The 22,973-nt window shown below is 35.2% G+C and carries 19 protein-coding genes, 1 tRNA gene and 1 pseudogene; 17 read left to right on the forward strand and 4 right to left on the reverse strand.

Annotated elements, in window-relative coordinates; translation table 11 throughout:
* The first annotated feature begins 3 nt into the window (after positions 1–3).
* From PSR14_RS05905 to PSR14_RS05975, 15 genes and pseudogenes are all read left to right on the forward strand, one after another.
* Positions 4–297, forward strand: a complete 294-nt coding sequence (locus tag PSR14_RS05905; protein WP_340135139.1) for a hypothetical protein — start codon at positions 4–6, stop codon at positions 295–297.
* 1 nt (position 298) lies between these two features.
* Positions 299–652 carry a phage head closure protein gene (locus tag PSR14_RS05910; protein WP_089148395.1) on the forward strand — a complete coding sequence of 118 codons (354 nt, stop codon included), beginning with the start codon at positions 299–301 and terminating at the stop codon, positions 650–652.
* A gap of 1 nt (position 653) precedes the next feature.
* Positions 654–995 (forward strand): HK97 gp10 family phage protein, encoded by a 342-nt coding sequence (locus PSR14_RS05915; protein ID WP_098214535.1) that lies wholly within the window; start codon positions 654–656, stop codon positions 993–995.
* Positions 995–1,324, forward strand: coding sequence for a hypothetical protein (locus tag PSR14_RS05920; protein ID WP_098214536.1), 330 nt, complete (start codon positions 995–997; stop codon positions 1,322–1,324). Before PSR14_RS05915 ends, PSR14_RS05920 begins: the two co-directional genes overlap by 1 nt.
* Entirely contained in the window at positions 1,325–1,918 is a 594-nt protein-coding gene (locus PSR14_RS05925; RefSeq protein WP_113733089.1) for a major tail protein, read from the forward strand.
* Between the two features lie 6 nt (positions 1,919–1,924).
* Positions 1,925–2,269 (forward strand): hypothetical protein, encoded by a 345-nt coding sequence (locus PSR14_RS05930; RefSeq protein WP_000415940.1) that lies wholly within the window; start codon positions 1,925–1,927, stop codon positions 2,267–2,269.
* 68 nt (positions 2,270–2,337) lie between these two features.
* On the forward strand, positions 2,338–2,487 hold the full coding sequence (locus PSR14_RS05935; RefSeq protein ID WP_000338227.1) for a hypothetical protein: 150 nt from the start codon (positions 2,338–2,340) through the stop codon (positions 2,485–2,487).
* A 17-nt stretch (positions 2,488–2,504) separates the two neighbouring features.
* Positions 2,505–3,713: pseudogene (locus tag PSR14_RS05940) on the forward strand (hypothetical protein); the annotation flags it as partial.
* Between the two features lie 257 nt (positions 3,714–3,970).
* Positions 3,971–4,228 carry a hypothetical protein gene (locus PSR14_RS05945; protein WP_113733255.1) on the forward strand — a complete coding sequence of 86 codons (258 nt, stop codon included), beginning with the start codon at positions 3,971–3,973 and terminating at the stop codon, positions 4,226–4,228.
* A gap of 218 nt (positions 4,229–4,446) precedes the next feature.
* Positions 4,447–6,813 carry a phage tail tape measure protein gene (locus PSR14_RS05950; RefSeq protein ID WP_169509376.1) on the forward strand — a complete coding sequence of 789 codons (2,367 nt, stop codon included), beginning with the start codon at positions 4,447–4,449 and terminating at the stop codon, positions 6,811–6,813.
* A 41-nt stretch (positions 6,814–6,854) separates the two neighbouring features.
* Positions 6,855–8,330, forward strand: coding sequence for a distal tail protein Dit (locus PSR14_RS05955; RefSeq protein ID WP_169509375.1), 1,476 nt, complete (start codon positions 6,855–6,857; stop codon positions 8,328–8,330).
* The gene (locus PSR14_RS05960; RefSeq protein ID WP_257230158.1) at positions 8,327–12,292 is read left to right on the forward strand and encodes a phage tail spike protein; all 3,966 of its coding nucleotides are present in this window, start codon (positions 8,327–8,329) and stop codon (positions 12,290–12,292) included. Before PSR14_RS05955 ends, PSR14_RS05960 begins: the two co-directional genes overlap by 4 nt.
* Positions 12,293–12,309: 17 nt before the next feature.
* Positions 12,310–13,818 (forward strand): tail fiber domain-containing protein, encoded by a 1,509-nt coding sequence (locus PSR14_RS05965; RefSeq protein WP_262726983.1) that lies wholly within the window; start codon positions 12,310–12,312, stop codon positions 13,816–13,818.
* A gap of 39 nt (positions 13,819–13,857) precedes the next feature.
* Positions 13,858–14,283, forward strand: coding sequence for a holin family protein (locus PSR14_RS05970; RefSeq protein WP_069355143.1), 426 nt, complete (start codon positions 13,858–13,860; stop codon positions 14,281–14,283).
* Positions 14,283–15,218 (forward strand): N-acetylmuramoyl-L-alanine amidase, encoded by a 936-nt coding sequence (locus PSR14_RS05975; protein ID WP_169509374.1) that lies wholly within the window; start codon positions 14,283–14,285, stop codon positions 15,216–15,218. Before PSR14_RS05970 ends, PSR14_RS05975 begins: the two co-directional genes overlap by 1 nt.
* 137 nt (positions 15,219–15,355) lie before the next feature.
* Here the strand turns inward: PSR14_RS05975 and PSR14_RS05980 are convergent, their stop codons facing one another.
* From PSR14_RS05980 to PSR14_RS05995, 4 genes are all read right to left on the reverse strand, one after another.
* Positions 15,356–16,078 carry a geobacillin-26 family protein gene (locus PSR14_RS05980; protein WP_069355145.1) on the reverse strand — a complete coding sequence of 241 codons (723 nt, stop codon included), beginning with the start codon at positions 16,076–16,078 and terminating at the stop codon, positions 15,356–15,358.
* A 1,529-nt stretch (positions 16,079–17,607) separates the two neighbouring features.
* Positions 17,608–17,681, reverse strand: a tRNA-Ile gene (locus PSR14_RS05985).
* A 445-nt stretch (positions 17,682–18,126) separates the two neighbouring features.
* Positions 18,127–19,815 (reverse strand): S8 family peptidase, encoded by a 1,689-nt coding sequence (locus tag PSR14_RS05990; RefSeq protein WP_113733084.1) that lies wholly within the window; start codon positions 19,813–19,815, stop codon positions 18,127–18,129.
* An 82-nt stretch (positions 19,816–19,897) separates the two neighbouring features.
* Entirely contained in the window at positions 19,898–20,728 is an 831-nt protein-coding gene (locus tag PSR14_RS05995; RefSeq protein ID WP_218952556.1) for a helix-turn-helix domain-containing protein, read from the reverse strand.
* A gap of 665 nt (positions 20,729–21,393) precedes the next feature.
* Here PSR14_RS05995 and PSR14_RS06000 point away from each other — a divergent pair.
* Both PSR14_RS06000 and PSR14_RS06005 read left to right on the forward strand, forming a co-directional pair.
* Positions 21,394–21,591 (forward strand): hypothetical protein, encoded by a 198-nt coding sequence (locus PSR14_RS06000; protein WP_000884893.1) that lies wholly within the window; start codon positions 21,394–21,396, stop codon positions 21,589–21,591.
* Between the two features lie 424 nt (positions 21,592–22,015).
* A complete protein-coding gene (locus PSR14_RS06005) occupies positions 22,016–22,960 on the forward strand; it encodes a ring-cleaving dioxygenase (protein ID WP_000272995.1) in 945 nt (314 codons plus the stop codon).
* The last annotated feature ends 13 nt before the right edge of the window (positions 22,961–22,973 follow it).

The following is a 22,973-nucleotide window of genomic DNA, read 5'->3' on the forward strand; positions in this document are numbered from 1 at the left end:
TGAATGAATACAGTAATTTCGAATGAAATATTACAGCAATTTAAAGAAAGGATGCACTTAGGGGATGAGGAAGATGATAACCTAAAGCGCATCCTTTCTACGTCTAACAAGGCATTACTTAGGGTTTGTGGGAATTATGATTTAAATAAAGATGAGGAGTTCAAAGAATTAGTCTTTGAACGTTCTCGTTATGTTTATAACGATGCATTAGAGTATTTTGACAAGAATTTTTTAAGTCAGATTAATAGTTTAGGTATCGAGAAAGCATTAGAAGAAATTAAATTGGACGGTGATTAATATGCGTCCTTTTCAGTATAAAAAACCACTGAATACAGGTGATTGTAGAAATCGAATTATCATTGAGCAACCTGAAGTAATAAAAGATGATTTGAATCAAGAAGTTGAAACAGGTAATTGGCAAGAAGTAAAAAAAGCATGGGCAATGATAAAAACGGTAAAAGGTTCGGAGTATATTGAAGCTTCGGCATCACAATCTACACGAATTTATCGGTTTGTGATGCCTTATACAGCAGGTATTACAGAATTAATGCGAATCAATATGAAAGGTCGTATCTTTGATATTATCGAACCGCCAATGAATGATGATGAAATGTATCAAACATTGACTATTATCGCAAAGGAGCATATTTGATATGAATGATTTTGCGAGCGAACTTGCTAGAGAATTACAAAGATATGCCCATGTTGTGGAAGAAGAATTGTTGACAGCGCAAGAAGAAGTTGCTGATGTTGCTGTGAATAAATTAAAACAAAACAGTCCTAAAAAAACAGGTGCTTATCGTAAAGGGTGGCGTAAGAAAAAAGAAGATAATGGTGTTGTTATTCATAATACTCAAGGGCAATTAACACATCTTTTAGAAAAAGGACATGCGAAAGTTGGCGGTGGACGTGTTCCAGGTCAAGTTCATATTCGTCCAGTTGAAGAGTATGTAATTAATGAATTACCAAGACAGATTGAAAGGGCGCTTGGATAATGACATTAGGTGAATTAACAAAAATTCTTGAAGCTACAGGATATCCTGTGGCTTATTCGCATTTCACAGCAACACCAACGAAGCCGGTCCCAGCGCCACCTTATATTTGTTTCCTTGTGGATGGATCAGCAAACCTAATGGCAGATAACAAGGTTTATCACAAAATAAATGATTTAAATATAGAGCTTTATACAACTAAAAAAGATTTAGTCGCAGAAGCAAAGCTTGAAAAGGTCCTAGACGATCACGAGATTCCTTATGACTCGTACGGGACTTTTATTGAATCTGAAAAAATGTATCAAAAAATATACGGAACGAGGTTGATATAAATGAATGAAAATAAAGTAGCTTTCGGTCTGAAAAATGTCCATTATGCACTCTATGAAATTAAAGATGGTGCAATTACATTCAGTACACCGATTCGATTACCAGGTGCGGTTGAATTAACCTTTGATCCACGAGGAGATCTAATTGAGTTCTACGCTGATGACATGCTTTATTACGCAGCAAGCAATAACCAAGGTTACGATGGAACATTGAGCATTGCTACTATCCCAGAACAATTTGCTATTGATGCGTTAGGCGAACAATTAGATGAGACAGATGGTGTATTAAATGAATTAGCTGATGCTAAAGGGAAACCATTTGCATTACTATTTGAATTCGATGGCGATATAAACGCTACTCGACATGTTATGTATAACTGTGCAGCGAGTCGTCCAACAATTGCATCTAAAACAAAAACAAATTCAGCCGAACCAAATACAAATGAACTGAAGTTTGTTTCTAGTCCAATCGTGTTAGCTCCTGGTGGAAGACCAATGGTTAAAACAAAAACAACATCTAAAACAACTCAAGCAATTTATGGTAATTGGTACAAAGAAGTATACGTTAAAAAACCAGCAGCACCAAAAGGAGCGTAATAGTAAATGGAGAAGACAATTACAGTAGATGGCCAAGACATTCGTTTAAAAAGTACAGGAGGGACACCAGTCCGATTTAAAGCGCAATTTGGAAAGGATTATTTCGCACAACTTCTCAAGTTAGCACCACTTGGAAAAATCGATATGGAAAATCTAGACCCAAGTAAGTTAGATAGTGTGGATTTCGAAGTATTCTATAATCTTGTTTGGACTATGGCAAAAACGGCCGATCCAAAGATACCGGAGCCAATGGTCTGGCTAGATTCATTTGATGAGTTTCCAATCATCGAAATCTTAGAAGATATTCAAGATATGATAGCTTCCACAATTCAATCTAAAAAAAAGTTGTAGATAGCAATAATAATAGTCAACAAGGAGCGAATCAGGGTGATGTGTTCACCACTGAGACGTTCCTTGTTTTGTGTTATAAATGCAAACTTACAAAAGCAGATTTAGAAGATATGACAATTGGTATGTGCCTTGATTATATCGATGAATATTTAGAAATGCAGAAGCCACCGCAAGAAAAAACGCGTAAAGCAACGCAAGCAGACTTTAATAGTTTCTAAAGGAGAGAGGTGAGAAAATGGCAGGAAAAATTAAAGGAATTACGATAGAAATTGGCGGGAATACAGAGCCGTTACAAAATGCTTTAAAAGATGTAAATAAACGAAGTAATGATTTAACCAAAGAATTAAAAGATGTTGAGCGTCTTTTAAAATTCAACCCTGGTAATGTCGAAGCGTTGGCTCAAAAGCAACAATTACTTACACAAGCAATTGAAAATACAACCCAAAAGCTAGATAAATTGAAAGCAGCAGAACAACAAGTGCAAGCTCAGTTTCAAAATGGAAAGATTTCTGAGGAACAATATCGTGCGTTTAGGCGTGAAATGGAATTTACAGAAGGGTCACTTAATGGTCTGAAAAATAAGCTTGGAAATATGAAGGCTGAACAAGACAGCGTAGCAAGTTCAACAAGGCAATTAGAAACATTATTTAGAGCTACAGGTAAAAGTGTTGATGATTTTGCAGGAGCGTTAGGAAATCGTCTTGTGAATGCAATTAAAAGTGGTACGACTACCAGTAGACAGTTAGATCAAGCGATTGGTCTTATTGGTCGTGAGGCATTGGGAGCAGAAGCTGATATTGAAAAGTTACAACGTGCGCTTCGTTCTGTTGATGATGGTAATTCAATACAACAAGTTCGAAATGATTTAAGGGACCTTTCACGAGAAGCTGAAAGAGCAGGTAAAAGCTTCAAAGAGTTAGATATCGGTTTAGAAAATATGTTAGGTGGAGCGATGGCGGCTGGTGGTATCTCAGGTGTAATTGAAAAAGCGCTTGATACTTCGAAATTAAAAACGAAAATTGATGTAACTTTTGAAGTCCCAGCATCATCTAAGAAATCAGTTGAACAAGCTGTTCGTGGTGTTGAAGCCTATGGTGTAGATGTGGAAGAAGCTCTTGAAGGAACACGTAGACAGTGGGCTTTGAATAAGACTGTAAGTGATGAAGCGAATGCAGCTGTTGTAAAGGGTGCATCAGCAATCGCAACTTCATATGCTGGTATTGATTTTACCGAATTAATTCAAGAAACTAATGAAATTGGTAACGAATTAGGGATAACAAATGATAGTGCTTTAGCTTTAACAAATGCCTTGTTAAAAATGGGATTTCCTTCTGAACAATTAGATATTATCGCTGAATATGGCGGACAGCTGACACGAGCTGGATACAACGCAAGGGAAGTTCAAGCGATTATGGAAGCTGGCGTTGAAACAGGAACATGGAATTAGATTATAGTTCCCTTGTATGGCGACATACACTGAAAAACTCCTTTAATTCAGTGAAACTCTCAAATGAGACAATACTGAGCGAAGCCTTTTAATTAAGGAACGTGCAACGACTAGTCGAAAGACGTAGGGTGTAAGCAAATGACACTCGAAACGGGGAGCAACTCAAGTAGTTGAAGATATAGTCTAATCTATACGGTGACGTATAGCAGTTCATAAGAGAACGGGCGTGACGTTGCGAATCACGCTGAATATAAATGATCGATAATCTCTTAGACGGATTGAAAGAAGGGCGAATTAGAGCGGCTGAATTCGGAAACGAAGTTCCAAAGGCGCTTCAAGATTTACTTAAAGGAACAAAAATTTCTACTGAGCAAATGCAAAAGTGGGGTAAAGCAGTTGCTGAAGGCGGTAGGGGCGGTTCTCAAGCCATGACGGAAATTGCAAAGGCTCTAGATGGTGTTGAAGATGCAACGCAGAAAAATTTAATAGGTGCTCAAATTTTCGGTAGATGATAAATTGTGCCGAAATAAAATCGCGGTATGAAGCAAAGAGGGTGCGAATCCTAATTTGAACCGAAGGCTATACGAAGTATAGTCAGGGGCAGAGCATAGAAGGTGAAAAGATATAATCCTTCCAAGAGACCGCGACACTTTATAAGTGAAAACGTATGCCGATCTTACAGGAAATGAACTGTAAGAAGTAGAGGATAAAAAGCCTTTACGATAACAAAATGACAATGTACGAAGATCAAGGTCAGAATATCACTAATACATTAATTGGTGCTTCTGAGAAAGTTATAGATTTTGATAAGAACCAAAAGAACTTAAATGAAACTATCAAAAAAATGGATGCAAGCCCAGCGATAAAGTTCCAAAAGGCAATGGGTGATTTAAAAATGGCACTCGAACCACTTTTGGGTGTAGTAGCTAACGTTATTGGAGCTTTTGCAAGTTGGGTTTCAGCGCATCCAGCATTAGCCGCAGCATTAACAACGATTGCTGTTGCATTAGGAATATTAATTGGATCTTGCATGGCTCTAGCCCCGGTATTTGTCACCTTATCCAGTATAGCTGGAATAGTAGGTGTAAGTATTGGGGCTGTTGCTGGTCCAGTTGCATTAGTGGTAGGAGGGTTTATAGCCGCCACCGCAGCTATAGCAGGAGTAGTCGTGTGGATGAAACATTTATGGCAGGCAAATGACGGTTTCAATAATAGTCTATCTGGTGTGATTACTGGTATACAGAACTTTATTGGGATTCTTATCGCTTTAGGTAAGTATCTATTTACCACAGCGGCTGAAGGGGATCATATGAATCAATGGGTAGGTTATCTACCTGAGAGTTTTCAAGCCGCAGCGGAGAAAATTGGCTTAGCTGTTGTTAAAATACGTGAAGCGTGTCTACATCTTTTTGATGCTATAAAAGCAGTATTTTCAGGAGATTTTAGCCAATTAGGAGAGATTTTTAAGACAATTGGTCCTTCTATAGCAGGGGCGATTATTGGTGGGCTTCCTGGTGTTCTCATCTCGGTATCTCGTTATTTGCCAGCTATAGCAGAGTATTTGAATGCAAACTCCGGAATTATTCTTGAAACCATAACAAATATTTTTACCAATATAGCTAATTTTGTAACGACAGCACTACCACAATTTCTTGAAGCTGGATCTCAAATGATTTCAAGTCTTGTGAATGGCTTGGTTGTAGCGGCTCCAATAATCCTTGAAGCCATTGTTGGAATCATTAATACAATTTCGCAAATGATTGCTACTTATCTTCCTATGATTGTTCAAACGGGAATCCAAATTATTCAAACCTTAATTTCCGGAATTGTACAGGTATTACCTACGCTTATAGAGACAGGGCTTCAATTGATCATGACTTTAATTAATGGGATTATGCAGATGATTCCACAATTAATTCCAATAGCTGTAACGATTATTGAGACCATTATTAATGGGATCATGTCATTTTTACCTCAGTTAATTGAAATAGGAATAAATTTATTAGTTTCGTTAATCACAGGTATTACACAAGCTTTACCTATGATCGCTTTAGCAATTATTACTGTCATTACAACTTTGATTGAAGCAATTACATCAAATCTACCAAAGATTATTGAAGCTGGTGTTAAGGTTTTAATTAGCTTAATAGATGGAATCATTAAAATGCTACCGCAATTAATAGATTTAGCAATAAACCTTATAACGAAAATAGCAGATACATTACTAGCAAATTTACCTAAAATAATTGAATCCGGTATAAAAATTCTAAGGGCTATTATCGATGGGGTTGTAAAAGTTTTACCGCAACTTATCAATGCAGCCTTAGATTTAATTGTTAAAATAGCATCCACATTAATCGCTAACTTGCCAAAGATACTTGAAGCTGGTATCAAAATTTTACTTATGTTAATTGTGGGTATTGTACAAGTGTTACCACAATTAATAGCAGCAGCACTAAAGCTTATTGTCACTTTGGCAGGAGAATTAATTAAGAATTTACCTAAAATACTTGAAGCTGGTGTTCAATTAATTTGGGCATTAATAAAAGGTATCGTAAGTATGGTTGGACAACTAGGATCTACAATAGTAACAGACATTGTACCTAAAATCGTAGATACATTAAGGAAAATTGACCTCTTTAAAATTGGTAAAAATATTATAAGTGGTTTAATTGATGGTCTTGGCAGCATGGCTGGAAAGGTTATAGATAAAGTAAAATCTATTGGGAGTAGTATTCTAGATGGTTTTACTGGATTCTTTGACATTCACAGTCCATCAAGATTAATGAGAGACCAAGTTGGTAAGCATATTGGAGCTGGTCTTGCGATTGGTATGGAAAATTCAATTGGAATAATAAACCGTGCATCTCAAGCAATGAGTGAAGCAGCAGTACCAACAGTTAATGTTGGCAATATAGGACTACAAGCCAACGGATTATACCAAGGTCAAGGTGTAAATGGTGAATTTGCAGTCCCAGGTGGTGGACTAGCAATTGAAGTGCCTGTAATTTTAGAAGGAAGAGAAGTTGCACGGGGTACTTATCGATATACAACCGAGTATCAAGATAGAGAAGCAAAAAGAAACTCAGACTTTTAGGTTTGGGTTTCTTTTATTTTATAAAGAAATGAGGTGTCAAAATGAGCTCTTTCAAATTTAACAATGAACGTAAAAAGTATATCCAAATTGCAAAAGGTTGGAAAAGACCAACTTGGGCACCATTGAAACGGAATTTCCTAAGTACTCCAGGATATCCAGGGGCAAGATTATTAAATACACAAACAGAAATGCGTGTTTTATCAATTCCTGTAGGGATCATAGTTCCTGATAATTCGGATTTGGAAATGTTAAAAGAAGAAATTGCAAGTTGGTTAATAACAGATCAACCAGTAGAGCTTATTTTTGATGTAGAACCCAATAGAACATATTTAGCAGTTGTGGATGAAAGTTTTGATCCAGATGAGTTTGTAACACTTGGAATAGGTACACTTAAGTTCATTTGTCCAATGCCATACAAATTAGGTCCTGTACAAAGTAAAACTCTTGCTATTGAGAACAGTGATTTAAAGTCTAACTTTATTAACAAAGGATCTGTAGAGTCTAATCCAATTATTGATATAACTGTAGGGGCAAAGAGTCCTTTTCTTGATGTATGGAATGGTGACGAATACTTTAGGCTAGGTTATCCAGTTTCAGTACAGACGGTTGTGGTATCTAGAGAGGAACGTATTTTATGGGATGAAATGACTGACTTAACTAAATGGACACCGTATACTCAAAAAATCGGTTATATTCAGCCCGCAGGTAGTTTTAAAGTATGGCAAGGTTACGCATTCTATGCTGAAGATTATGGTAATGGTACCGCATGGCATGGACCTGTAATGACTAGAGCAATCCCTCAAGATGCTACTGATTTTATTTTGGATTGTCAATTCACACTACGTTCTAATAGAGTTGGTCAGATGGGTTCTGTAGCTGTATTCCTTCTAGGAGACAATGATGAAGTTATGACTATGCTGGATTTAACAGATTACTACAATACTATGCAAAATATTAACGCTAGAGTTGGTGTAGGTTGGATGGAATCCGAAGTCAATAAAGATAACTATAGAATTATCGAATCTACAGGTGGTATTCGTGAAGGATCGTTCAATGACTTTAGAGGTCATTTGTCAATGAAGCGTGAGGGAAACAAGTGGTTTGCTAAAGCATCTAAATATAGAACGAATACAGAGATTGATAACGATACTGAATTAGATTATTGGATAGACATAAGCAATACATCTAAATACACAAGTATGAAGCCCAAAAAAATTGCTGTAGCAGTTACTAAATACGGAAATAATGATGCGATGGAAGTCGCATTTATTGAAGATGTTAAGTTTTACAAGATTAATCATTTTGATAAAGATGTAACACCTTATATTTTTGATATAGGAGATAAAATTCAAATAGACACAGAAAGATCATTAGTAACAATCAATGGAACAAATGCGATTGCACTAAAAGATATATTCAGTTCATTTCCTGTTATAAAGCGTGGGAAAAATGAAGTTATAATACGTCCAGCAAATGTAGGAATAGCAAAATTGACGTATAGGGAGCGATTTAGATGAGTGCACCAAGTGGAGACTTACATGTTGTTGATTTTAAAACAAATCAAATCGTCTCAGCTGTACAACCTAAAGACTATTGGGATGACAAACGACATTGGGAAATCAAAAATAATATCGATACTCTAGAGTTTAGGGTATTTGAAAATACAGATCATGCAGCAACACTTGTACAACAAAATTTAGTACTAAAAGAAGTACGCGGTGGTAGAATCGTTCCTTACGTCATTACAGAAACGGAAAAGGATTCTAAAGATAGATCATTAATGGTTTATGCATCTGGTGAATGGATTCAGCTTGCTAAAGCAGGAATTATTGAGCCACAAAAAATAGAAAGTAAAACATTGAAACAATGTATGGAAATAGCCCTTAAAGGGATGAAGTGGAAAATAGGTAAAGCGGAACATGACGGAGCACATTCAATGGTAATTGAAGAATTTACCGATCCATTGAATTTACTTAAGAAAATTGCCGCTTCATTTGAATTAGAAATTCAATATCGTGCTGAAGTTGTTGGTTCTAAAATTGTTGGTCGTTACGTGGATATGGTTAAGAGACGAGGACGAGATACAAGAAAAGAAGTAACCTTTGGTAAAGATTTAATAGGAATTAAGCGTATTGAGAACTCTCAAAACATTTGTACAGCCTTATTAGGTTTTGTAAAAAAAGAAAATGGAGAATTTATTACAATCTCATCCATAAATAAGGGTATTCCTTATCTTGTGGATGATGCAGCTTACCAGCGTTGGAATGAGAACGGAAAACACAAATTCGCTTTCTATACTCCCCAAACAGACGACCAAAATATGTCTCCAGAGAGACTTTTGATTCTAATGAAAACGGAAATGAGTAAGATTGTGAATGCTTCTGTTTCTTACGGAGTCGATGCACAAAATATAGCAAGAGTACCTGGTTTATCACATGAAGAAATCAATGAAGGAGATACAATCCGAATTATAGATGAAGGGTTTACACCTAAGTTATATCTTGAAGCGCGAGCTATTGCTGGTGATGAATCTTTTAAAGATCCTACACAAGATAACTATGTGTTTGGTGATTATCGTGAAATCGTTGATCAAAATGATGAGTTGCGAAGATTGTATCAAAAGATACTAAGTTCATTGTATGACAAGGTTCCACAGGAGTTATTTGACCAATTAAATAATAAAGTAAAAGAACAAAACAAAGACATCATTGATGCTAAAGATAAAGCTGATCAAGCTCAAAAAGAAAGTCAAACAGCAAAAGATTTGGCAGAAACAACACAGAAATATATGGAGCAAAACATGGTTGATATTATCGAACAACCAACGGCTCCTACTGAGAATTTACGTGATGGAAAAACTTTGTGGATAGATAGTTCTGATCCTGAAAATAAGGTGCAGAAACTTTGGAAAGGTGGTCAATGGCAAAGGGTTACTCCAGATACAGGACCATTAAAGCAAAGTATTAAAGAGGTTAAGGAAGATATTGAAACAGCTAAAACAGAATTGAATCAAAAGGTTCAAAGTGTGGAAGGTAAAGCGCAAGAAATAGCTGGACAAATAGTGGATGTTCAAAAGCAAGTTAATGGAAAAGTGGATCAAACATGGATTAATACACAGTTAAAAGATAAAGCTGATAAATCTGGAGTGTTTACAAAAGAGGAAATTAACAATGGATTTATTGGTAAACAAATCTATGAAACTGATAAGAATGGTAACGTTAAAAAGTTCCAAGATATTAATACATCTATGGATCAAACGAATGAAGCTCTTAGACAGAAAGCGGAGAAGTCAGAGCTAACGAAAACAAATGACGATTTAACTAAACTACAAAACAAAACAAATGAAATTGAAACAACAGCAAGTGGCACAAAACAAAAGTTAAGCGAACTAGAAACCGCTGTTGAAAATACGGAAATCAGTATACGTAACCTAGTTCCAAACAGCGCAATCAAACAAACATCAAGTGATTACGGTTTCGGATTAAGAATCACAACTATTGATTTAGTTGCAGGTGAAACATATATCTTAATGGGAAATGGTCGAGTAGACCAACAAACACTAGATGATGGGAAATACCTAGTTATTTACATCTATGAACCTACTTGGAAGTATGTCAGTAAAAACTTTACGATAAAAACATTAACTGATTCCACAGGATACACATTGTTCACCCCTACGTGGACTGGGAAATATACGGTTGCAAGTTATTTATCGCCTACTGGTGGAAACCGTTTAGGTAAAGTTACAACAAATTGGGTCGCTTTATACAAAGGTAACGTTCCAATGGGGTGGTCGCCTGCTCCCGAAGACCAAGTTACGACAACTGATTTTACTAAAAAGACAGTAGAAATTGAGACGACTATTAAAGGGATTAATACCTCTGTTTCTAGCATACAAAGCGAACAAGGAAAGCTTACAGAACGTCTGACGAAAACAGAGCAAACCGCAGATGGATTTAAAACTTCTATTGAATCGTTAACTAAAAAAGATACTGAAATTAGTAATAAATTAAATACGGTTGAATCGACTGTGGAAGGTACGAAACAGACGATTTCTGATGTACAACGAACAACAAGTGAGCTTAAGAAAACAACAACTGAAATTAAAGAAGAAGCAGGAAAAGTCACCGAGAAGTTGAGTAGTGTGGAGAAAAAGTTTGATGATATGAAATTTAGTGGACGTAACCTTCTGTTAAGTACAAGTGGCACACTTAAATCTGACACTGGAACGACCATTTCAAATACTGATTTAAAATCTTTTAAATTTGCTCCTGATACTTTCGAAATGATTAGAGGTCAAGAAGTTGCTCTTTCTATTACGGCTAGAACGCAAGCTTTTTCGAAGGGAACACCTAGCCCTTGGATGGGTATGGAATTATCAGTGACATATGAAGATAATGAGCAAGTTTGGCTACCTATTCGTATAGAAGACAAAGTTGCTATCTCTCAAGGTTGGGTTCGTTATTCTGCTGTTGTTACAATAAAAAATAAAGCAGTTAAAACTGGTTATCTAAATAGTTTAATTCGAAATGTAAAAGGTATGGTTGAACTTAAAGAATGGCAAATTGAAATTGGAAATAAAGCAACTGAATATAGACCAGCGGCAGAAGATCAAGTAACAACCGATGAATTCACCAAGAAAACAACCGAAATTGAAAAAAGTGTGGATGGTGTGAAAACTACTGTATCAACTGTTCAAAAAGATCAAGGTACAATGCAAACTACCTTGAATCAAGTTAAACAAGCAACAGATTCTAATGCACAAACCATTACAACTCTATCGCAAACACAGGGCAAACAAGGGGAAATTATTCAACAAAACACGAGTGATATCACACAGTTGAATAATCAAATCAAATCCAAAGTAACAGATACTCAAATGCAAGAGTATGTGGGTAGAGTAGGAAGTACGAACTTACTATTTAATGCTGCATTTGAAGACCGAGTAATAAACTCTACTACAGGAGTTGTAACGAGTAGAAAACCGAGTATTTCTAAATGGAGTGTCGGTCCAAACGGCAGTAACTTTACAGCTGTACCAGAAACAGCGAGAAACCATGACGGTATGAATTCCGTTAAATTAGAATCGTCCGGGCAGACAGTAGACAGAAATGCAGCGTTCTATCAATCATTACCTGTATCTCCTAACTCCGGTGATTATGTGTTATCTGCATGGTTCTACACAGATGCAGTTGCTACGATAGATAATACAGCATTTGTAATGATTGAATTTTACAATGGTTCTACTTGGGTTACGAATAAAGTTGTACAACTTGTACCGTTACTGACTAATGGATCATGGAAATTTATTAGTGTAACTATGCCGGCTCCTGCATCAGGTGTTACTATGATACGTTTAATGGTAGTTATTGGAAAAAAGGTAGACTGTGGGTATCGCAACCGCAACTACAACAAGGTATTACACCTTCTAGTTTCATGGAGAATCCGAAAGACTATGCTAACTATGACCAACTTGTAGGCGAAATCGGAAAGAAAGTGGCTACTTCTGATTTTGATAGTAAAGTTTCTAAAATGGAAACAACTATCAATCAGCAATCTAATCGTATTGACTTAAAGGCTGAGAAAAATGATGTTTATACGAAAACAGAAGCAAACGGTCAATTTGGAAGTAAGGCTTTAGTGGATTCGCATACTTCTCAGTTATCTGTAATGAGTAATGAAATTAATTCTACAGTCAAAAAGGGCAATATTATCTCATCTATCAATCAAACTGCAGAACAAATTCAAGTCCAGGCTAATAAAATCAACCTTGTAGGATACGTTACAGCCGAACATCTTAAAGGGGATGTTTTGGAAGGGATGAATATTAGGACTTCCCGGCAATCGAATGACCCTAGATGGGTAGAGATAATGAAATCTAATGTTCGATTAAAAGAGGATGGACTTGTAAGAAGTTATTGGGGATTTTATACGCGTAATGATGGTGGGGTTCAGCCTTCTTTATTTTTGGGGAAAGATTCAACAGATACTGTAGGTTCTATAGCAATTACACAAGTGACGCCGAATAAAACAGATTTTGCAAATGCTTGGGGAACAATTGGTATGGTTAATGAAATTAGTAATAATATGTTTAAAACAAATGCTACTGTAGGGTTCTTTAGAGATAGTGGTGGTAGGTTAGAGTTGAGTGCGGGTGGACATGTTCTCATAGATTCTAAGGGATTAATTAACGTAAGAAGCGATGATTTTCTGTTATTAAGAGCTAAGAGAACAATGAGGTTGGAAACTACATGGGATAATGGTGGTACCAATATTAACATGGAAGCAACAAAAAGTTTTAATGTTATGGCTCATTCTCAAATTTGGCTAGCTTCTAATGAGGAACATTTTTACGATAATAATGCAGGTAAGTTTTATTTTAGAAATAGAAATAAACCATCTGATCAGAATAGTGTCTTAATTGATGATGATAATGCTAATGCTGATATAAGACTAGCATATATACGAGTGAGAGCATCTCATGTTTCGGGATATCAAAATTCTCTTCAAGTTAAGAATTATAACGGTACTGAATTTAGGGATTTGGAATGCCGAAGTCTAACTGTTAATGGGAACTTTTACAATAAATCAACTAAGAATATTAAAGCTAATATTAGGGATTTGCCGTTTGATCCTGTAGAAAAAATTATGGCTTTGCAACCAAGGAGTTACAACTTAAAAACGGAAGTAGAAAAGTTGTATAAGATGAGAGAAGGAAAAGAAGAAGGAGAAGAGCCGTTCACAACAAAAGATATTGTAGCGAATTATGGTTTTATAGCAGAAGAGACCGATGAAATATTCAAATCAGAAGATGGTAAGGCTGTTAATATATATGGAACTTTGGCAATTCATATCGCAGCCACTCAAAAGATGCATATTGAATTGAAAGAAGTAAAGGAAGAAAATAAACAATTAAAAGAGCAAGTTTCAATGCTTATAAATGAAGTATCCACATTAAAAGATTTAGTTCGAAAATTAATAGACGAGAAACCAGAGCAGCCATAAGTTGGTCTATTTTTATTATCTAAAAAAGGAGAGGAAAAGATGGGTCGTATTGATGTATTATTAAAAACTTTTATTGCCACTTTTGGTGGCTTCTGTGGGTATTTTTTGGGAGGATGGGATGCAACATTGAAAATCTTATTGACGATGGCAGTTATTGATTATTTAACTGGCATGATTGCAGCAGGATATAACGGAGAATTAAAAAGTAAAGTTGGTTTCAAAGGCATCGCCAAAAAGGTGGTGCTTTTTCTTTTGGTCGGAGCGGCCGCTCAACTAGATTCAGCACTGGGAAGTAACAGTGCAATTCGTGAAGCGACTATTTTCTTCTTCATGGGTAATGAGTTACTTTCACTTTTAGAAAACGCTGGTCGTATGGGAATCCCCTTACCTTCAGCATTAACAAATGCAGTTGAAGTTTTGGGGGGAAAACAAAAACAAGAAGAGAAAAAGGGAGATGTCCAATAATGGAAATTAGAAAAAAATTAGTTGACTCAAGTAAATATGGTACAAAGTGTCCGTATACAATGAATCCAGAATTCATTACAGTCCACAATACGTACAACGACGCTACAGCAGAAAATGAAGTCTCTTATATGATTCGCAATGATAATCAAGTATCGTTTCATATCGCGGTAGATGATAAGGAGGCTGTACAAGGAATTCCTTTAGAGCGTAACGCCTGGCATACTGGCGACGGTAACGGGAATGGTAATCGTAAATCTATTGGGGTTGAAATTTGCTACTCTTTAAGCGGTGGAGATAGATATTATAAAGCGGAACACAATGCAGCTATCGTTGTAGCTCAACTAATGAAACAGTACAATGTTCCAATTAATAAAGTCCGTACACATCAATCGTGGAGTGGGAAGTACTGTCCTCATCGTATGTTGGCAGAAGGACGTTGGAATAACTTTATTGAAAGAGTCCAAAATGCATACAATGGAGAAGGCAAAGAAAATCCTACGCTTATTTCAACGTCATCAACTAACGGGACAGGTATTGCGTATATTGAGGGCAATGGCATTAACCTTCGTAAAGGCCCAGGCACTGGATACGGGATTATTCGTCAATTAGGTAAAGGTGAGTCCTACGAAGTATGGGGACAATTAAATGGATGGTTAAATCTTGGTGGGGATCAGTGGATTTATAATGATTCATCTTACATTCGTTATACTGGAGAGAGCACATCAATAAGTTCGCAATCAGTCAATAATGGTGTAGGAATAGTTACTGTTACAGCAGATGTATTACGTGTTCGTAAAGGTCCAGGAACTAATTATGGCATTGTAAAAAATGTGTACCAAGGAGAACAGTATCAATCGTGGGGATATCAAGATGGATGGTATAACGTTGGTACCGATCAGTGGGTTTCAGGTGGATATGTGAAATTGGAAAGGTAAAACATATTATGTAACAGCAAATGTGAAGCCCATGTATATGCTAAATAAATGGAAAGAAGGTCTACTCATGGATAGGGAGGACCTTCTTTTCGAACTATGTTTACTTTTTTTCCTTGTAATTAAACAAATAAGCTGCTTTATATTCTATTAAAGTGGTATCTACAATTATCAGCTTCTTGAAATACTTTATATAAATCTGGAACTGCCCATGCTGCAAGTCCTATAGTAGCTGCTGCTCCAGAAACTACTGTCCAAGGAGTTGGAGTCGATAATAAAGCTATACAAGCTATAGCTACATCTCCTGAAACTTTAGAAAGAAAAGCAATTTCATGAGTCATCAAATTATTTACTGAATTTCTAAAACCATTTAAATCAGCTTTATTATCACTATTTTCAACAGGATTTTTAGCATTTTCTCCAGGAACTCGAAGTAACCATACGTTTTTATTGTAATAAGTATATTCAAACTTACCATCTAAAGAAGAAGCGTGATCTAAAACTTCAATGTCCCAACTTTCACGTTTTTTTCTAATATTTAAAAGGGAATTAGCATGTTGTAAATTAACAGTTTTAGTAGATATAGTATTATCAGCTAAATTTTTAGTTACGATATTTAATGTTTTATTTTTTTTATCATATGTAGAAGTAGAAACTATACGATTATCACTTGCTTCTACTATTTTTTCATTCGTGTCATCCTTTAAAACTTTTAAGTTAGGTTGCTGAGTTTGAATGAGTTGGGTAGGCTTGTTAGAAGATATAGAATTCTTTTCTTCTGCCAATGATAATGTTGGAAGTGAAGTTGTTAATAAGCCTAAAGCCATAGCTGAACTAGCTATTTTTCTGTTTGTTGTATTCATTTAAAATTCCCCTCTTATTTAATTGTTATTTTTTGTGTTGCCATATATAGGTAACTGACAATTGAGATTTTATCATAGAAATTTTAGAAGAAAACCTCATAAAAAGTCCTTTAGTAAAAGACTTTTTATGGTATATTTTATTTGCAAGAATGTGATAGACTGTATATTTGAATGCATGTTGGGATATCAATCAACCTATATCAGTGATTCTTAAAGCTCAGCTATTTTTATAGTAATTAATTTTTCAGGGGTGAGTATATGAATAAAATATTTGGTATAATGGCATTAATTTGTTTGCTTATAGCAATATGTTCTTTTCAATTATATGTATCAGGAGTTGACCTCAAATTTAATTCACATATTTTATTAGGAATTATGGGTGTAACATTATGTTGTACTGCGATATTCGCAATATTTAACAGAGAAAAATTCTTAAAAAAAACACTCATTACAAGTTCAATATTCCTTATAATTCTTATTTGTTATCATGTTGGATTATATGCAAAATAAGAAGTAACAAGTGAAGCTTATGTGTATGTGAAGTAAACTAAAAAGAACATTCCCCTGGCGAGTGTGAGGAATGCTCTTTTTTACATTACAAAGAAATATATATCTAAATTGATTTGCCATGGTATTATATGTAACACGTGGAAGTAATATGAACATGAAAAATAAAAAAACAGCGGATTCTTGACAGGAGTACACTGTTGTGTGATAGAACCATCTATGTGAAGCGATGCTGAATCACTTTTAGTATATGTGACCAAATCTTTGGTGTGATAATTTATTAAAAATAAAAATTAGCGTAAATTTATGCTTATATTTCGGTTTAAATAACCATAAAGGAAAAACATTCAAATGAAGCGTTTGTGTACGTGGGACAGTAGGAAAAGAAAAAGCAAGGATAGTAAACACCTTGCTTTTTTCTAAAAGAATGTCTTCTTGAGGGAACCCTCCTTTAATCATCCACAGAAGGATATCAGGCAACCACATGATGAGCACACTAAAGATAATTCCTAGACCTAGCCCGAATAGTAAGGAAGAGCGTATAAAGTAGCTAACGACAATCAAAGTGAATCCTAGTATGAATAGTAATGTGATCAAGCATAATTTATATAACAACCTAGTCCCTCCGATATAGATGCTTATACATTGGAGTATATCGATTTTCAGAAAAGAAGTATATAGTATTTCCGTTCAAATAGCGAAGCGGTAGGAAAAATAACAAAAATTAGTGAGGAAAATAAGCATTAAAAAAGATGAATGTCTGAATAGCATGGAGGTATAGAGGAATATACAGAAAAGAGCATCTCGGATTGAGTGGAGGATGCTCTTCGGGATGAAGAAATGTTGATGTTTCCTCATGTAATATGAGTCTATGTAGTGAAACGGTGTAATATGCCAGAAAGCAATCTAAGGTGGGTGAACTGGGATGTTTTTTTGTGCCTCAATTCTGGAGGCTTTTTGGCAAGTAGGGATAGAAAAAGCACCTAGTACAGATTTGAATGTGATAGGTGCTTTTTATTAGATGGACCTTGTAGGACTTGAACCTACGACCGGACGGTTATGAGCCGCCTACTCTAACCAACTGAGCTAAAGGTCCAATTTGGAACAACACCCTTTCGAGTGTGTGTTCCTTAGCTAGAGCTGGTAGGAAGTTTTGTTGTCATCTAATACATATTGCGTACACATATAGGATAAACAACATCTTCTAAGCAATTGTACCATGCGTATTAAAATGCAAAATGGGCATTTTGTATTTTTTTAAAGGTAAAAATAATTTTTTGTAAAAACCTCTTCTGGTAGGGTATACATTTCCAACATGGTATTTTTTAAGATATTTTAGATAATGTCTTTAATATAGGATTAATCATTTTGTTCAATAAATGGAAGTCTCTAACATATAGATTCAACAACCTTTATACAATCGCCCTGTAAATTAAGTAAATATACCAATTTAAGGAGGAAATTGTAAGCGTTTCTCTGATTACATCCAGAAGTCAGTTCCATCTATATTTTTTGATGTTTTTGTCATAATTTAGAAAAGTTTATTTGATTAGAGTTTCATATTGTCCAGGTCGAGAATCATAATTATAAATAATGAGATAATACGTTCCTTTTTCAGCGGTGTAGGTACTTGCAAGGATATTGTTATTACTAGTAGATGGATAGGAGACATATACGGAGGGAGAAGAAGCATGAACAAGAATCCAACTTAATCCAATGTTGTTTTTGTTTTGTACAGAAATTGAAAGATCCATTTTTGAAGGAACATCTATTTTAAATATGTCCTGTGCATCATTTTGATTTAAAGAACCATTAAGAGGCCTATTGAAAGGTAGAGAGTTTGCACTGGCAATAGCATTATTAGGCTCGGATTCATAAGAGATAGGTTGGTATGTTTGAAGAGCTTTTCCAGCATTAATTAAACCGCCTGTTAAGACTTTATTCGTTAATGTTGAAAGAGGCGAGGTATTATTCATTATTTTGTTTTTAATTTCGGTAGGGCTATAGGAAGGGTAGGCAGATTGAATCAATGCTGCTACACCAGACACATGAGGAGTTGCCATGGAAGTTCCAGAATAAAATCCATAGGAGTTATTTGGAAGTGTGCTTAAGATATCAGTGCCTGGTGCTGTCACATCTACGGAAGTTTTTCCGTAATTTGAAAAAGAAGATAAAGAGCCTTTGTTGGTAATGGAAGCGACAGAGAGAATGTTGGAAAGGCTGTATGCGGCAGGGTACATAGGTGTTTGATCTGCGTTGGTTCCATTATTTCCTGAAGCTGCAATGAAGAGTGAGTTGGATTGTTGAATGGCATCGTAGAGGGTTTGACTAAATCCGCCACCTCCCCAGGAGTTATTGGTGATTTTAACACCCTTATTTTTAGCATATTCAATGGCTTTAATAGCATTTGAAATAGTCCCACCATTGGTACCTAAAAATTTCAGTGACATTACTTTGACTTGTGGTGCGACACCCGCAACACCAATGGTATTATTTTTTACAGCTGCGATTGTCCCAGCGACATGTGTACCATGGGAATCTCCTGTTCCGTCATATACACTATTATTGTTATTTACAAAATCCCAGCCGTAGATATCATCAATATAACCATTATTGTCATTATCAATGCCATCACCAGGTATCTCATCTGGATTTTTCCAAATGTTATTTTTTAAATCAGGGTGATTAATATCAATCCCTGTGTCGATAATACCGATAGTTATATTTGAGGATCCTTCTGTTTTAGTCCAAGCCTCTTCTACATTAATGTCGATATTAGGTGACCCCACACTACCTTGGATATTTTGACCAATATTTTTTAATCCCCACAAAGAGTTATAATAACCATCATTAGAACTGGCTGCAGGAGATACGATATAATTAGGTTCAGCATATTCAATATTAGGTGATTTATTTAGTGTTTGTATAAGTTCTTTCATGTTAATGTCTGTATGAAATTTGATTAATTGTATTTGAGTTAGCGGAAAAGTATTTTGCACCTCAAATGAAAAATGATTTTGTAGTTGTTTTAAGTTTTCGAGGTTATTAAAATCTTTGAACTTTACAAGAACTTCGTTTTGTTTAAAATTAGTATTTCGCTCAAGTGAATGCATGATGGAATCTTTGACAGATGACTTAGTAGCAGCTTGAACATGTAGAGAAGAGCCAAATGAAAAAATTGATAACCCCAGTGATAGTGTTATGGCAATAAGTCTTTTAATTGTAATCACTTCCTTTTTTGTAGATAGTGCAATGTATGCTTGTTCGCATTAGAAGGTTACAATATCTGGTTATACGGAGTTAGATTTAATGTTAAATTGTCATGAAAGTATGATCAAAATAAAACTTATCCATTAAGTTATTTACAATTCCATTGAAATAAGCGAATTTACCCTTCTTCATTTTTACTCCAGATTTAATTTTCATAACAAACTCTTTAATAGCTTTTAAGCCAATAGTAAGTTCCTGGTCTTTAGTAAATGCTTTATCACCTGTAGAGAAGTTTGTAACTTTATTACACTGTCTTACGACCTTCCACAGTTCTTGAATTGTTTTAGATTCACTGTAAAAAGAGTTGACTAAAGAAATAAAACGTTCTGGCACCCAATGTGCTACGAAATTAGCGTCTTTAATGTTTTCTTCTGAAATATTGCTATTCTCATTACTATTACGTTTGTTTATATTTTTTATATTTTGTTTTAAGAAAACAGGTTTTGTTTTAATGGCAGGACACTTTGTAGGACGTTCACCTTGTGTCTTGTTGGCCACTTCTTCCACAATAGGTTGAATAATAATAGCGTTAGAAGTTTGAAGCATATCTTTTTTACGTTTCATTGCCACCTGTTTAATCATCTCTAGATCCACAAGTTTCTTCATTAAACGTTGTACAGTTTTATATGAAACTTCCATTTTTTCAGCTATTCTGTTTTTGCACAGGAAACTAACACCTACATATTTGCAGCTATAGCGCTTTAAAATTTCAAGTAATGTAATGAGTTTAGATTTTACATCTGTACGCTTAATAGACATACGGATAGTGTCTCTGTATGCACGTACAGTTTTGTTTAGTTCTTCTAATTCTATAAATGGTGATAAGTTACGAAATGACTCTTCACGTGCTATAACATCAATACGGTTTTTCATTATAACGGCTCCTTTGATGAACAAAAAAGCAACGTCACCAATTTGGCAAACGTTGCTTAAGAAACCCTACATGATGTACAATATGTCATGAGAGTATAGCAAGTGTTTACCTGGCCTAATCAGGTGGACGGTATATACAGTGTTGGTAGCACTGTATATACACGCTGTGCTCTTTTGTCGTATTTATTATTTTTGCCCACATTTCGCCCACAAATTTTTCTTTTTCTAACGGTTTTTATCAATAAAGAAAAAATGTGAACGAAACGTAAAGCTTGCTGTTTAAACGTTTTAATCTTTTTATCGTTTATTATCTGGAACTAGATTAAAATCGTTCGTTCTATAAGCCGACGTTTCATAATTAAAATCGCTTTTTTAAATATGGAATGCCAATATGGTTATAAAAAATGGTGTGAAATTAAGTTTTCACACCATTTTTTATTGCCCGATAAGAGAAGAAACTATAGGAAATTAATGTTGAATTAGCCGGTGTAAAGCTAATGGTTGAGAATCTGTTTACAATAAAGTAAAAATCTTTAACAAAAAATTGCATACGATGTGATGCAAAGAAGGTAAGAGCGAGTGCCCATTGATTGGAAATCTTTTGTAGGTTACTCTAAATGTATAGGTGTATTAGGAAGATTCTTTAAAGGGGGAGTGATCACTTTATGTTAGACAAATGGCTGAATAAAGTAAAAGAACCTAAATGTATACACAAATATAAATTTATTAAAACTCTGGATAGTGAAAACTTTAAAACAGGTCAGATGGGCACAGCTAATTTTTATAAGTGCGAAAAGTGTGGTAAAGAAAAGGTTGATTATAAATATAATAGTGATATAAATAGTGATTTTTGGAATATATAAAACGAAACTATAATCAGTGTGGGACATCCGGCACTGATTATAGGCTATTGTGTTTTTGAAATTGAAATGAAGTGATTTTATTATCGTAAATATGTAAATAACCGCTTTAAAAAAATATAGCAATTAACGATTCTTTATCCTAAAATGTTATTTAACAAAAAAATATCTCAAATTCGAGATTTTTCTCTTGCTTTTTAATCACTTGAGGTGTAAAGTGATAGTAACGAAAGCGATTGAGTCATATGAAAAACATACACTCAGTTGCTTTCGATAAAAAACAAAGTAAGTTATGCAGTAAAAACTAAGATGAATTTACAAAAACATAATGAAGAATAAATTGAAACGTTAAAAACCATATTAGTTGTGGGAAATGTTATTTTTTTAGTTATCACTTGACTAGTAAAACGAAACGGAGGAATAAACAATGTATGAGATTAAAGGGCATCATCACATTTCGATGGTTACGAAAAATGCAAATAAAAATAATCATTTTTATAAAAATGTACTTGGTTTACGTCGCGTGAAAATGACAGTGAACCAAGATGATCCATCAATGTATCACTTATTTTATGGAGATAAAACAGGAAGTCCAGGTACGGAATTAACGTTTTTTGAAATTCCTTTAGTAGGAAAAACATATCGCGGTACGAATGCCATTACTCGAATTGGGTTACTCGTTCCTTCAGAGGATAGCTTGCATTACTGGAAAGAACGATTTGAGACATTTGATGTGAAACATAGTGAAATAACAACATATGCAAATCGTCCTGCTTTGCAATTTGAGGATGCTGAAGGTCTTCGCTTAGTATTACTCGTTTCAAACGGAGAAAAAGTAGAGCACTGGGAAACTTGGGAGAAATCAGAAGTTCCTGCAGAGCATCAAATTCAAGGAATGGGTTCTGTGGAAATGACAGTTCGTAGACTTGATAAAATGGCGAGTACACTTACAGAGATGTTTGGTTATACAGAGGTTAGCCGCAGCGAAGAGGAAGCGATTTTTCAGTCCATTAAAGGCGAGGCTTTTGGAGAAATCGTTGTGAAATATTTAGATGGTCCTACTGAAAAACCGGGCCGCGGTAGCATTCACCATTTAGCAATTCGTGTGAAAAATGATGCAGAGCTTGCTTATTGGGAAGAACAGGTGATACAAAGAGGCTTCCAGTCTTCAGGAATCATCGACCGTTTCTATTTTAAAAGCTTATATTTCCGCGAATCAAACGGAATCCTATTTGAAATTGCGACAGATGGACCAGGATTTACAGTTGATGGAGATGTGGAACATTTAGGAGAAAAGCTTGATTTACCACCGTTCCTAGAAGATCAGCGTGCAGAGATTGAAGCGAATTTAGCACCTATTGAAGAGAAGTAATAGAAGAGAAAAC

The organism is Bacillus sp. A01H, assembly GCF_045277205.1.
GTDB lineage: Bacteria > Bacillota > Bacilli > Bacillales > Bacillaceae_G > Bacillus_A > Bacillus_A paranthracis.